The organism is Mesorhizobium cantuariense (genome assembly GCF_042647205.1).
GTDB classification, from domain to species: Bacteria; Pseudomonadota; Alphaproteobacteria; order Rhizobiales; family Rhizobiaceae; genus Mesorhizobium; species Mesorhizobium cantuariense.
This window is the reverse complement of the sequence record NZ_JBHRVD010000001.1, coordinates 3,943,150-3,956,848: the sequence shown is the minus strand read 5'-3', so window position 1 is coordinate 3,956,848 and position 13,699 is coordinate 3,943,150. Positions and strand designations below refer to the sequence as shown.

The 13,699-nt window shown below is 62.7% G+C and carries 11 protein-coding genes and 1 pseudogene; 10 read left to right on the top strand and 2 right to left on the bottom strand.

The window, feature by feature from the left end:
• The first annotated feature begins 42 nt into the window (after window positions 1–42).
• From ACFOJ9_RS19195 to ACFOJ9_RS19150, 10 genes and pseudogenes are all read left to right on the top strand, one after another.
• Window positions 43–1,476 carry a UbiA family prenyltransferase gene (locus tag ACFOJ9_RS19195; RefSeq protein ID WP_378980444.1) on the top strand — a complete coding sequence of 478 codons (1,434 nt, stop codon included), beginning with the start codon at window positions 43–45 and terminating at the stop codon, window positions 1,474–1,476.
• A gap of 2 nt (window positions 1,477–1,478) precedes the next feature.
• Window positions 1,479–2,831 carry an FAD-binding oxidoreductase gene (locus ACFOJ9_RS19190; protein ID WP_378980443.1) on the top strand — a complete coding sequence of 451 codons (1,353 nt, stop codon included), beginning with the start codon at window positions 1,479–1,481 and terminating at the stop codon, window positions 2,829–2,831.
• A gap of 123 nt (window positions 2,832–2,954) precedes the next feature.
• Entirely contained in the window at window positions 2,955–3,404 is a 450-nt protein-coding gene (locus ACFOJ9_RS19185; RefSeq protein ID WP_378987890.1) for an EamA family transporter, read from the top strand.
• Window positions 3,401–4,407: pseudogene (locus ACFOJ9_RS19180) on the top strand (NAD-dependent epimerase/dehydratase family protein). The gene ACFOJ9_RS19185 and the pseudogene ACFOJ9_RS19180 overlap by 4 nt, the downstream one beginning before the upstream one ends.
• Before the next feature lie 104 nt (window positions 4,408–4,511).
• Window positions 4,512–5,942, top strand: a complete 1,431-nt coding sequence (locus ACFOJ9_RS19175; RefSeq protein WP_378987887.1) for an aspartate aminotransferase family protein — start codon at window positions 4,512–4,514, stop codon at window positions 5,940–5,942.
• Between the two features lie 21 nt (window positions 5,943–5,963).
• Window positions 5,964–7,196 carry a hypothetical protein gene (locus tag ACFOJ9_RS19170; protein WP_378980442.1) on the top strand — a complete coding sequence of 411 codons (1,233 nt, stop codon included), beginning with the start codon at window positions 5,964–5,966 and terminating at the stop codon, window positions 7,194–7,196.
• Entirely contained in the window at window positions 7,193–7,951 is a 759-nt protein-coding gene (locus ACFOJ9_RS19165) for an FkbM family methyltransferase (RefSeq protein ID WP_378980441.1), read from the top strand. The genes ACFOJ9_RS19170 and ACFOJ9_RS19165 overlap by 4 nt, the downstream gene beginning before the upstream one ends.
• Window positions 7,952–8,102: 151 nt before the next feature.
• Entirely contained in the window at window positions 8,103–10,664 is a 2,562-nt protein-coding gene (locus ACFOJ9_RS19160) for a GcvT family protein (protein WP_378980440.1), read from the top strand.
• A gap of 94 nt (window positions 10,665–10,758) precedes the next feature.
• On the top strand, window positions 10,759–11,607 hold the full coding sequence (locus tag ACFOJ9_RS19155) for a DUF1194 domain-containing protein (protein WP_378980439.1): 849 nt from the start codon (window positions 10,759–10,761) through the stop codon (window positions 11,605–11,607).
• Window positions 11,608–11,685: 78 nt separating this feature from the next.
• A complete protein-coding gene (locus ACFOJ9_RS19150) occupies window positions 11,686–12,030 on the top strand; it encodes a peptidase inhibitor family I36 protein (protein ID WP_378980438.1) in 345 nt (114 codons plus the stop codon).
• Between the two features lie 76 nt (window positions 12,031–12,106).
• Here the strand turns inward: ACFOJ9_RS19150 and ACFOJ9_RS19145 are convergent, their stop codons facing one another.
• Window positions 12,107–13,045, bottom strand: a complete 939-nt coding sequence (locus ACFOJ9_RS19145; protein ID WP_348640062.1) for a GlxA family transcriptional regulator — start codon at window positions 13,043–13,045, stop codon at window positions 12,107–12,109.
• 345 nt (window positions 13,046–13,390) lie between these two features.
• A complete protein-coding gene (locus ACFOJ9_RS19140; protein WP_013531161.1) occupies window positions 13,391–13,525 on the bottom strand; it encodes a hypothetical protein in 135 nt (44 codons plus the stop codon).
• Window positions 13,526–13,699 lie beyond the last annotated feature (174 nt).

Sequence of the window (13,699 nt, the reverse complement as noted above, 5' to 3'; positions counted from 1 at the left end):
AGGTCCGGCCTTCCGGATCATACGCGGCAGGGCAGGACGGGCATGGATGCGCGGTCGGACAGGAACGCAATACCGCTTGCGGTCGATCTCGACGGCACGTTGATCGCGACCGACCTGTTGTGGGAAGGGCTGTTCATCCTTCTCAAGAAGAACCCGCTCTACATTTTCCTGGTGCCGTTCTGGGCCGCCGGCGGGCCGGCGCGGCTGAAGCAGGCGATTGCGCAGCGCATCGACATCGATCCGGCATCGCTGCCCTATCGGGAGACGTTGCTTTGCCGTCTCCGGACCGAGCACGCCGAGGGCCGCAAGATCGTGCTGGCGACCGGTACGCCGCGCAAGTTCGCGGACGCCATCGCTAGCCATCTCGGCATTTTCGACCGGGTGCTGGCCACCGACGGTCTCGCCAATCTCACCTCGGGCAGGAAGCGCGCCTCGCTGATCGCGGCCTATGGCGATGGCGGCTTCGACTACGCCGGCAACAGCCGCCATGACCTCCAGGTCTTCGACGCCGCGCGCAACGCGATTGTCGTCGCACCCGACCGCCATGCCGCGCGCTGGCAAGCGGCACATGGCGCCGAGACGATGCCGGTGCCGAAGCCGAATTTGCGGACCATCGTCAAGATGCTGCGCGTCCATCAATGGCTGAAGAACTCGCTGATCGCCGTGCCGATGGTGCTGTCGCATGAATATTTCAACACCGACATGATCTGGCAATGCCTGCTGGCACTCGTCTCGTTCAGCGCGGTGGCATCGGCCATCTACATCCTCAATGATTTCTTCGACCTCGCGCTCGACCGCAAACACCTCACCAAGCGCAACAGACCGTTCGCCAGCGGCGCGCTGTCGATCCCGTTCGGCCTTGGCGCGATCGCGGTGCTTCTGGCGATCGGCGTCGGCACCGGGCTGTTTTTGTCGCTCGAATTCCTGGCTGTGCTCGGCGGCTACATGATCGTCACCACGGCCTATTCGCTGTCGTTCAAGCGCATGCTGCTGGTCGACGTGCTGACGCTCGCCGGCCTCTACACGATCCGCGTTCTGGCCGGTGCGGCGGCGACCGGCGTCGATGTCTCGTTCTGGCTGCTGGCCTTCTCGATCTTCTTCTTCCTGTCGCTGGCGTTGGTGAAGCGCTTCGTCGAACTGCGCACCACCGCCATTCCGCCTGGCGAGCGCATTGCCGGCCGCGGCTATCGCACCGAAGATCAGGAGATCGTCGCCCAGGCCGGCATGGCCTCGGCCTTCTCCTCGGCGCTGGTGTTGGCGCTCTACATGGACAGTGTCGCGGTGCGCGAGCTTTATCCGCATCCGTGGCTGATCTGGCCGCTGGCGCCGATCGTGCTTTATCTCACCATGCGCGTCTGGATCCTGGCGCGCCGCGACGAGATGCATGACGATCCGGTCGTCTTCATCATCCGCGACTGGCGCAGCCAGATCGTCGTGCTGATCGGTGCGGTGATGCTGGTCCTCGGAGGCTGGTAGGCATGGCCACCGAACGCTTCCAGAGTTTCGGCCTTGCCACGCCGCCGGCGCCGCGCGCCATCGGTGCTGATGACGCCATCGCGCTGCTGAAGGGAGGCCAGGCCAAGCCGGCGGCGCTGCTTGCCTACGGCAATGGCCGTTCCTACGGCGATTCCTGCCAAAACGAGTCCGGCGCGGTGGTCGACATGCGGTCGCTGAACCGGATCCGCGCCTTCAACGCCGAAACCGGTGTTCTCGAGGCGGATGCCGGCGTGCTGTTATCCGACATCATCGCCCACGCTGCCCCCTACGGCTTCTTCCCGGCGGTCGTGCCAGGCACGCAATTCGTCACGCTCGGCGGCGCCATCGCCAATGATGTGCATGGCAAGAACCATCACCGGCGCGGCACCTTCGGCTGTCATGTCGAGGCCTTCACGCTGCTCAGGTCCGACGGCAAAACCCACCGCTGCTCGGCATCAGACAATGCGCGGCTGTTTGCGGCGACGATCGGCGGCATGGGGCTGACCGGCCTCATCCTGTCTGCCTCGATCCGGTTGATGCGGGTGCATTCGCTCGACATCGTCGAAAAGGCGACGCCGTTTCGCGATCTCGACGAATTCTTCGGTTTGGCCGAGGCGGCCGATCAGGCCAATGAATATGCGGTCGCCTGGATCGACCAGTTGGCCGGCGGCCGCAATAGCGGTCGCGGCCTGCTGTTCACTGGTAATCACGCCGAGCACGGCTCGCATGCCGCTTCGCGTGCCGGCGGCAATCTCTCGGTGCCGGTCCAGCCGCCGTTCAATGTGCTCAACCGGCCGTTCCTGACCGCCTTCAACGCCGTCTACCGGTGGAAGAAGGGCCGGTCGCCCGCACCGCGCCAGGTCGGCTATCAGGGTTTTTTCTTCCCGCTCGACGGCGTGCGCGACTGGAACCGGCTTTACGGACCAAAAGGGCTTTTCCAGCACCAGAGCGTGGTGCCGGAAGCGACGGCGCGCGAGGCCGTGCCGGCACTGCTGGCGGCCGCAAGGCAAGCCGGGCAGGGCTCGTTCCTCACCGTACTGAAACGCTTCGGCTCCATCCGCTCACCGGCGCTGCTGTCGTTCCCGCGTCCCGGCTACACGCTGACGCTGGATTTCCCCAACAGGGGGGCTGCGACGCTCGCCTTGTTGCGGGAACTCGATCGCATCACGGTCGAGGCGGGTGGCGCGGTCAACCCCTACAAGGACGCCCGCATGGGCGCCGACATCTTCGCTTCGTCCTTTCCCGACTGGCAGCGGCTGGAGGCACTGCGCGATCCCGCCTTCATGTCGAGCTTCTGGGCGCGGACTGCAAGGAAGCTGGACACGCGGCGAGGTGCGGCCGAGGCGGCGGAATAGATAAAACTCGAGTAATGCTTGGTTACCGAATGGTTAAATCCACGATTCACTCAAAACATTCTTGTGGCTTCACGAAATGTTTGCGGGTTTGTAATAGGAAGCGTGAAGGGTGGCTTGGAACACATGAAATACATCGTCTTCATTCTCTTTACCGTCATGACCAATGCTGCTGCACAGCTGATGCTGAAGCAAGGCATGATGTCGCTCGGGCCGATCTCGTTCGAGGGCGTCAATCCGCTCGTCAAGCTGTTGCAGATCGTCTTCAGCCCTTGGGTGTTCCTGGGCCTCTGCACCTTCGTCATCTCGATGGCCTCGCACCTCTATGTGCTGTCCAAGGTCGAGCTTTCCTTCGCCTATCCGTTCCTCAGTCTCGCCTATGTCGCCGTCGCCATCTTCGCCTATTTCGTCTTCCGCGAGGACCTCAATGGCTGGCGCATCGCCGGCATCGCCTTCATCTGCGTCGGCACGGTGCTGATCGCGCAGAGTGGCAGAGATTTGGGTGGCCGCGGGCATGAAGACCAGACGGCTTCCATCCCGCCCGACAAGATCCAAGCAAACGAGATCGTTCGATGAGACATGTGATTTTCGGCGGCGACGGTTTCGTCGGCCGCCACCTTGCCCCGAAGCTCGTGGCCGATGGTGAAGAGGTTGTCGTCGCCGACATCGTCAAGAGCGACCTGCCGCATTACCGAAGCGTCCGCTTTATCCAATGCGACGTCACCGATCCGGCCTCGGTTACCGCGGTTGGGCTCAAGGCCGACGACATGGTCTACAATCTGTCGGCCAAGATGCTGTCGCCGATCCAGGTGCGCGCCAAGCGGCACGATTTCTTCTTCCGGTGAATTTCCACGGCACCGAGCACATCATGCAGGCCATGGACAGAGCCGCCGCCGCCAAGCTCGTCCACTACACGACCGACATGATCTACGGCCACACGGTCACGCAGCCGATGACCGAAGAACATCCGGTCGCGCCGCTTGGCGAATATGGCTGGTCGAAGCAGAAGACCGAGGAGCTGGCGGCCGAATGGCGCAAACGCGGCATGTCGATCTCGCTGTTTCGCCCGCGCCTGATCATCGGCCCTGGCCGGCTCGGTATCCTGGAAAAACTGTTCAAGCTGATCGACTGGAATTTTCCGGTGCCGATGATCGGTTCGGGCAGGAACCCCTATCAGTTCATTTCTGTTTTCGATTGTGCGGAAGCTGCCCGCGCGGCCTGGAAGGCCGGCGTGCCCAACGAGGCCTATAATCTCGGCTCACTCAACCCACCGCCGGTGAAGAAGCTGCTCGGCGACCTGATCAGGCACGCCGGCTCGAAATCGATCCTGATCCCGACATCAGGCTGGGCGGTCAAGCGCACGCTCGACCTGCTCGACCTGATGAACATGCCCATCATGGACCCGGAACAATATCTGATCGCCGACGAGGAGTGCGTGCTCGACGTGTCCAAGGCCGGGCGTCAGCTCGGCTGGGTGCCGCAATACCGCGACGAGGACATGCTGATCGCCGCCTACAGCGAGTACCGCGCCAAGAAGGCCGGTCATGCCGTCGCCACCAAACATGTGCCCGCCGAATAGCGGCTCGCAAAACAGCTTTCGTTGCGCCCGATCCTGGTCGTGCGTGCAGACAGGAGATTGAAATGACCGTCATGGCCAAGCCCGAACAGACGAACGTGCGCACCATGGTCAGCGCGCCGTCGCTGTCGCCCGCCACCGTCGCCAAGCCCGACCTGATCAGCGTCGAGCAGGCCAAGGCGATGGATCTCGCCCGCATGACCGACCTGTTCAAGGCGCATCTCAACCCCGGCCAGCTGCATTTCATGAAGCTGCTCGGCTTCCACAAGATCAAGATCGAGCGCGCCGAGGGCATGTTCTACATCGACCAGAACGGCCGCAAGATCCTCGACTTCTTCGGTGGTTTCGGATCGCTGGCCTTCGGCCACAACCATCCGCGCATTCTGGAAGCACGCAAGAAATTCCAGGAGGAGAAGCGCCAGGAAATTGCCATCGCCTTCATGTCGCAATATGCGGCGGCACTTGCGCACAATATCGCGAAATGCTCGCCCGGCGATCTCGACATGGTGTTTTTGGGCTCGTCCGGCTCGGAAGCCATGGAAGCGGCGGTGAAACTCGCCGAGCGTGCTGCCGGCCCGAAGCGGCCGAAGATCGTCTATGCCGAGAATTCCTTCCACGGCAAGACCAAGGGCGTGCTGGGCATCACCGACGGCCAACTCTACCGCGCCGACTTCAAGATGGCGGACAACACCGTCCGCATCCCGTTCGCCGACATCGAGGCCGTCGAGCGCCTGTTCCGTTCCGACCCGGAGGTCGGCGTCATCGTGCTTGAAACCATCCAGGGCGGCGCCGGCATCATCCAGGCGCCGGCGGAGTATTGGCAGAAGCTGCGGGCGCTTTGCGACCAGTATGGCGTGCTGTGGGTCGCCGACGAAGTGCAGTGCGGCTATGGCCGGTCAGGCCGCTTCTATGCCTTTGAGCATTACGGCGTCATTCCCGATGTGACGGCGCTGGCCAAGTCGCTTGGTGCCGGCAAGGCGGCTGTCGGCGCGATGATTGCGCGGCGCGAGGTCTACATGAAGGCCTACGGCACGCCGAAGACGGCGATGATCCATGCCATGGCGACCTTCGGCGGCATGGGCGAGGCCTGCGTCACCTCGATCGAGGGGCTCAACGTGCTCTATGATGAGGGGCTGATCGACAACGCCGCCGTCACCGGCGACTATTTGCTGCAGCGGCTGCGGGCGCTCAGGGAAAAATACCCGAAGATCATCAAGGATGTGCGCGGCAAGGGTTTTATGATCGGCCTGGAGTTCCACGACTTCTCGCAGACCTTGCCGATGGTGCTGCGGCCGATCGTCAGCGTGCTCGACGACAAGCTTAAGGGGTCGCTGTCGGGCTTCGTCGGGGCGCTGCTTTTGCGCGATTATGACGTGCTCGTCGCGTTCACCGAATACAACCGCAACGTCATCCGGCTCGAGCCGCCGCTGATCTGCCAGCGCGAGCATGTCGACCGTTTCGTAGATGCCTTCGACAGCCTGCTGTCGCGCGGCATCGTGTCGATCGTGAAGGATTTCGTCAAAAGCCAGGTCCGTTAAGCGAGTTCGCTGAGTACAACGATGCTGACCAAGTCGCCCGCACCGAACAACCTGCTCGACCGGCTCACCGGGGCCGGTCTGGCGTGGGGCGAGGGGACTTATGCGCGGCTGGCAGCACCGATCGGCGCGGCGGCCTTCGCGCTCTACATCCTTTTTACAGCGTTTACGGCGTGGGTAATGCCCGACGCCAATTGGGACATGCTGCCTTATCTCGCCATATCAGAGGAAGGCACCTATCCTGATGCCCAGGCACTGCACGACTATGCCTACAACACCGTCAAATCAGGCGTTTCAGCTGGTGACTACAAGGCGCTGACCGATGATGCCGGCGGCTTCCGCAGCCATATGGCGGAGAATGCCGCCGACTTCCATTCTCTGCTCGGCATGTACCGGATCAAGTTCCTCTACGCCGAGATCCTGTCGACGCTGAGCGCGGTGATGTCGCCGGTCGAGGCGATGCGCTTGGTGTCGGTGTTCTCCGTGCTGCTGTTCGGCGCGATTGCGCTGCTTTGGTTGCGCTCCGAGGGGGCGCTGGCCTTGGCGCCTTTGGTCGGCGCGGTGCTGATCATGGCCGATTTCGGCGATGCGGCGCGCGCCTCGACCCCGGATCTGTTGTGTTCCGCGCTGTTGCTCGGCGGGCTCTACGCCTATGTCCGCGGTCGCGAGATGGCAACGGCGCTCCTGCTCTTTCTCGCCTTCATGGCGCGGCCGGACAATATTGTTTTCCTGGCGATTTTCGCTGTGCTGCTGGTTGCGTTCCGGCAGAAGGCATGGGGTGCGTTGGCCGGCTTTGCCGCGTCCTTCGTCGCTTACTTCGCCATTTCGCACTGGGCCCATCATCCTGGCTGGTGGCCGCATCTGTGGTTCTCCAGCATCGAGCAGCACTACAATATGGACGGGTTCGAGCCGCCATTCTCGGTGGTCGCCTATCTCAGGGCCTTTGCCACCTCGCAGTTGCGCGCCGTCAGCCTGAACAGCTGGGTCGGCGTGTCGGTGCTGGCACTGGCCGGCTGGTTTGCTGCCGCCCGCGCCGGCTTCCGCCTCGATCGCCGCGCCGGCATCCTGTTTGCGGCACTGGTGCTCGGTGCGCTGGCGAAGTTCACCGTCTTCCCGATCCACGACACGCGCATCTATTTCCCGCATCTGATCCCGCCCTTCCTGCTGCTGTCGACGCCGTTCATGGCGCTGTGGGCAACAGTGGTGCGTGGTCAGCATCGCGCCGCCTTGCCAAGCATTCCCGGAGACAAGTCATGAGTTCGGTATCCAGCCTGGCGCGCATTGCCCTGTCGCTTGGTCTTCCCAAGGGAGTTCTCGATCGCGGGCCGTCGCTGCGCGGCACGAAGTTCCTGGCCAAGGCGGCGTTGAAGTCGCGCTTTGGTGGGTCGGGGCGACCGTTCCAGATGGTCAATGTCGGCGCCTGCGATGGCGCGCTGTTCGACGATGTGACGCCGTGGCTGCACCGCATAGCTGGCGCACGCGCGATGCTGGTCGAGCCGATCCCGTACAATCAGAAACGACTGCGCGCCAACTACCCCGACACCAGCCGGTTCATCATCGAGCCGGTGGCGGTGACAAAGGCCAAAGGCACGATCACCGTCCACACCTTCGATGCCGCCGCGCTCGAGGCCGGCACGTTGCCCATCGAATTTATCGGCTGCTCGTCGGTCACCGACACCAATCTGATGTCGGGCAAGAACGCCTGGGGCGAGGCCGACACCAACTTCAACAAGTTCGCACCGCATCTCAGGGATATCGAGGTGCCATCCGAGACCTTGCAGACGCTGCTCGATCGCAACGGCATCAGCCATATCGACGCTTTCCTCGTCGATTGCGAGGGCGCCGACTGGATCGTCTTCGAACAGCTCGACCTCAAGCGCTACCGCCCCGGCATGATCAAGGTCGAGGTCGGCGCGCTGCCGGCGGTCGAGATCGGCCAGGTTGTGGTCAAGCTGAAGACCTCAGGCTATCAGGTCGGCTTTCAGGCCGAGGACATCTGGGCCTTCGCCTGACGGTCAGCGATTTTTTCTGATGCCATATCGGGTCGCGCCGCACCTGCGGCGTGTCGCAAACAGGCGGTAGCGTCGTGCCCGTCGCCTGCATATTGTGCGCCGATCAAACGGGCGCCGACGCTGCCCGCAATAGTATTTGGAGTCGCGGGCAATGGCAGAGTTTCCGAAAAAGGCGAAGGTCGTCATCGTCGGCCTGGGCGGTATTGTCGGCGCATCGATCGCCCATCATCTGATAGAGCGGGGATGGGACGACATTGTCGGCATCGACAAGTCGGGCATCCCGACCGATATCGGCTCGACCGCGCACGCCTCCGACTTCTGCTACACGACCAGCCACGATTTCCTGTCCTGCTGGACGACGCTCTACTCCATCGATTTCTACGAGAAGATGGGCCACTACGCGCGCATCGGCGGTCTCGAAGTAGCCCGCGTTGGCGATGACAGCCGCATGGAGGAGATCAAGCGCAAGATCGCCTCGGCCAAGGCGTTTGGCACGCGCGCCCGGCTGATCGAACCGGCCGAGATCAAGGAAAAATTTCCGCTCATCGAAGAAGCGATGGTGCAGGGCGGCCTGTGGGATCCCGATGCCGGTCTGGTCATCCCGCGCTCGCAGACGGTCGCCGGCAAGCTGGTCGACCAGGCGGAAGCGTCGGGCAAGCTCAAATCCTTCGCCAACACGCCGGCCCGGTCGCTTGTCGTCAAGGACGGCCGCATCACCGGCGTGGTGACCGATCGCGGCACCATTGAGGCCGATTATGTCGTCGTCTGCGCCGGAATATGGGGCCGGCTGATCGCGGAAATGGTCGGCGAGGACCTGCCGGTGATGCCGATCGACCATCCGCTGACTTTCTTCGGTCCGTACAACGAGTTTGCCGGCACCGGCAAGGAGATCGGCTGGCCGTTGCTGCGCGACCAGGGCAATTCGGCCTATATGCGCGACACGGGCGATCCCAAGACCGCCGAGGGCGGGCAGATCGAATGGGGCTATTACGAAGAGACCAATCCGCGCCTTTGCCATCCGCGCGACCTCTTGGAGAAGGACCAGGCGCGTCTGTCGCCTTCGCAGCGCGATCTCGACATGGAGCAGATCCTGGCGCCGCTCGAACGCGCCATGGAACTGACGCCGATCCTGGGCGAACTCGGCTATAATGAGAGCCATTCCTTCAACGGGCTTCTCCAGGTGACGGCCGACGGCGGCCCGTCGATGGGCGAAAGCCAGAAGGTGCGGGGCCTGTGGTATGCCGTTGCCATCTGGGTCAAGGATGGCCCGGGCATGGGCAAGCTCATTGCCGACTGGATGACGGACGGCCGCACCGCGATCGACCATCACGCCATCGACTATGCGCGCTTCTACCCGCACCAGACGATGGAGCAGTTCATCTGGGATCGCTGCACCGAGACGGCGATGAAGGTCTACAATCCGGCGGTGCATCCGCGTGAGCCGTTCTCCAAGGCCCGCAACATCAGGCGATCGCCCTTCTGGGAGCGCGAGAAGGAGCTCGGCGGCTATTTCATGGAGCTGGGCGGCTGGGAGCGCGCTCACGGCTATGCCGCCAACGAGCATCTGCTGGAGAAATACGGCAACCGGGTGCCGGTGCGTGAGAACGAGTGGGACAACCGCCATTTCTGGCGCGTCTCCAATGCCGAACACCTCGCCATGAGCGAGGATTGCGGCATCGTCAACCTGTCGCACTTCGCCATGTACGACATTGAAGGTCCCGACCATGTCGCGCTGCTGGAATGGCTGTGCGCGGCCAAGATCGGCGGCGACAACAACATCGGCAAGGGCATCTACACCCACTTCCTCGACGAGGAAGGCATGGTGCGCGCCGACTTTACCGTCATCCGCATGGCCGACCGCTGTCGTTTGATCGACGGCGCGGATGCCGGTCCGCGCGACTTCCAGTACATGCGCCGCACGGCGCAGGACAAAGGTTTCGACGTCACCATCACCGACGTGACCGAGAAATATGTCACCATCGGCATCTGGGGACCGAACGCCCGGGCGACCCTGCAGAAGGTGGTCGAGAATCCGGGTGGTCTTTCGCTCGAGAATTTCCCGTTCGCGGCGATCAAGCAGGTCAGGATCGGCGGCAAGGATGTCACCGCTTTCCGCATCTCCTATGTCGGCGAGCAGGGCTGGGAGCTGCATATGCGCTACGAGGACGGCCTGGCCGTCTGGGACGCCTTGCGCTCGACCGGCGTCATGCCCTTCGGCGTCGAGACCTATGCCAACACGCGCCGCATGGAAAAGAGCCTGCGCCTGCAGAACGCCGACCTTTTGACCGAGTACAATCTGCTCGAGGCGGATCTCGCTCGTCCGAAGGTCAAGGAGAACGATTTTTGCGGCAAGGCCAGGCATGTCGAGTTCCGCGCCCGCGAACACCAGCCGGCCATGCTGTGCACTCTGGTGATGACCAGTAATGTCGATTCCAAAGGCGTTGCCCGCTATCCCGTTGGCACCATGCCTGTAATGGACCCGAAGACCGGCGAAACGCTGGTCGACGACCTCGGCCGCCGGTCTTTCACCACCTCGATGGCCTACGGCCCGACCATCGGCAAGAATATCGGTCTCGCTTATCTGCCATGGGCGTATGCCCAGGAAGGCCGCAAGCTGACTATCGAGTATTTTGGCGAGACATATCCGGTCGAAGTGGCGGCTGTCGGCTACAAGCCGCTCTATGATCCGGAGAATCTGAAGCCGCGCAGTTGATCACTGGGCAGGCGCAAAGGGCATGAAGACAAAAGCTTGGCCATCGGCCAGGCTTTTGTCTTTTTAAACAGGCTGTTTTCGCTTACCTTGCGGCATGTCTGCTTTTGCCTGCGCAAGACATTTCCTTTCAGGCTGCGCCGCATTCGCGCTGACGCTCTGGCTGGCGCCAGTGTCCCTCGCGGATGAGCCGGTCGATGTCGAGCTGGTGCTGGCGGTCGACGTTTCGCTGTCGATGTCGCCGGAGGAGCTCGAGATCCAGCGTCATGGCTACGCCGCGGCATTGACGCACGACAATGTGCTGCAGGCCATTGCCGATGGCGCCCATGGCAAGATCGCCGTCACCTATGTCGAATGGGCCGGCACCACCTGGCAGCGCGTCATCGTGCCGTGGACGGTGATCGCCAGCCGCACTGATGCGGAGCGCGTGGTTGCGCAATTGTCCGCGCAGCCGCCCAACAGCGCGCGGCGCACTTCCATCTCCGGCGCGCTGGAGTTTGGCAACGACCTGTTCGCCGAAAGCGGCTACCAGGGGACGAAGCGGGTCATCGACATTTCGGGCGACGGCCCCAACAACCAGGGCGCGCCGGTCAACCTCACCCGCGACGGGCTGATCAAGCAAGGCATCGTCATCAACGGCCTGCCGCTGATGACTCGAGGCGGGTTTTCCGGTGCCTACGACGTCAACAATCTCGATCGCTACTACAGCGACTGCGTCATCGGCGGTCCCGGAGCCTTCATGATCCCGGTCAACGACTGGACGCAGTTTCCCGAAGCCATCCGTCGCAAGCTGGTGCTGGAACTTGCCGGTCCGGCCTCGCCGCAATGGGCGGCGGAAGAAGCCGCGCATCCGCCCGTGATATTGGCGCAGGACAGGCCCGCCACCGACTGCCTGGTCGGCGAGAAAATGTGGCGCAACCGCAGCTGGATGTTCGACAGCCGCTAGGCGACCGAAGCATTGGCAAAATGGCCGGACCGCGCTATCCAGCCGGAGGGGCCGCGGTCAAAACCGAGGAAACATCAGATGAAACGTCTAGCCATCCTGACTGCTGTCGCGTCCGTGCTTTTTGCCGACGGCGCCAGCGCCCAATACAGGGACGAGCCCGCCTGCATTATGTTCGAGCACGCGAATTTTCGCGGGCGATCCATCGGTATGGGGCCCGATGATTCCGTAAACTTTCGTGGCGGCCAGTTCTGGAACGACCGTGTGTCGTCGGTGATCGTGCGCCGCGGCTGCACGCTCGTTGCCTATGAGGACTCGCGGATGGGGGGCCGCTCCATCGAGATCCGGCGCAGGATCCGCGATTTCGGCGGCAGCGAGTGGAACGACCGCATCTCCTCGGCGGAGTGCTATTGCGAAGGTTACTGAGGTTGGACTTCAGGCGGCGGGCGCCGCTGCCTGAGAATCTCAAGCCAATTCGCCAGTTGTCCGAGGACCTATCGGATCAGGCCGCCAGTAGCTGCTTGCGGTCGACGCGCTCCTGCTGCGGCGAGCGGGCGTAGAGCTCGCGGTAGCATTTGGAGAAATGCGAGGCCGAGACGAAGCCGCAGGCGACCGCCACTTCGACCACCGGCATCGATGATTGGATCAGCAGATGCCTGGCGCGGTCGAGCCGGATTTCGAGGTAGTAGCGGGCAGGGGAGCGTCCCATCTCGGTGCGGAACAGCCGTTCGATCTGGCGTCGCGACAGGTCGACATGGTCGGCGATCTCGATCAGTGACAGCGGCTCGGAGAGGTTGCCTTCCATCAACTCGATGATGGTCAGCACTTTCGAGTTCTGGACGCCGAGGCGGGCGCGCAGCGGCAGGCGCTGGCGGTCGGTCGGGCTGCGCACGCGGTCGGTCAGCACCTGCTCGCAGACGCGGTTGACGAGGTTCTCGTCAAAATCGTCGCCGATCAGCTTCAGCATCATGTCGAGTGCGGCGGTGCCGCCGGCGCAGGTGTAGATGTTCTGGTCGATCTCGAAGAGGTCGGCAAAGACATTGGCCTTCGGGAACGCTTCGGAAAAGCCCGGCAGGTTCTCCCAATGGATGGCGCAGCGCTTGTTGGACAACAGGCCGGCGGCGGCGAGGATATGCGCGCCGGTGCACAGGCCGCCGACGGCGACGCCGCGATTATACTCCTCGCGCAGCCAGGCGAAGGCGGACTTGTTCTGGTAGCGCTCGACATTGATGCCGCTGCAGACGATGGCCATGTTCGGCCGGTCGGGGCCTGCCATCTTCTTGCGTTCATCCTCGAGCGAGGTGTTGACCGCGCATTCGACCCCGTTCGAGGCACGCACCGGCTTGCCGTCGATGCTGGCAAGGCGCCAGCAATAGGCCTCGTAGCCAAGCATGCGATTGGCCGAGCGCAACGGGTCGAGCGCGGTCGCAAAAGCGATCATGGTGAAATCGGGAACAAGGAAGAATACAAACGATCGCTTGATCGGATGCTTTACGGCGTTCAAGGGAACCTCACACAGCCATGGCGCGAACAGGATGTCGCGAATAGCATAGCGACATCAGGAAAAACCATGTCTGTCAATCGGCTACGCCGCTACGACAAGATTAAATTTGCGACATGGGTCGCAAATGGGCAATCGGCATGCAGCGAGCCCTGGAAGTGGCACCAACTGTTCAAAGGACGGGCAAAGTACGGCCTGCGGGCAGAACAAAAACGCCGCTCTGGCTGGAGCCAGGCGGAGTTACAGTTTTAAAGCAGCGGCAGGGATGCGCTGCCTTGAAAATCTTCAGGCGACGAAGCCGAGGCGCGCCGCATTCATGGCGCCGGTCTGGCCGGGCATGGTGTTGGCGAGGCGCTGGCGCTCGAGAGCGGTGGTCAGGTTCATTTCGCGGCGGGCGAAGAGGCGTGCAAAAAGCTTCATAATCATCTCCATTTGTTGCTCAGACGGGTCGCCTTCGCTTGATGGAGTGGGGCAGCTCGTTTGCTGGCGCTGATATAGGCTTGTGTAAGCAGAAACTAATCGCAAAAGCGAAGCGCTTGATATGAAATGCGACATCGATTGCGGCAAATTTGGGCAAGGTGCTCGAAATTTGCG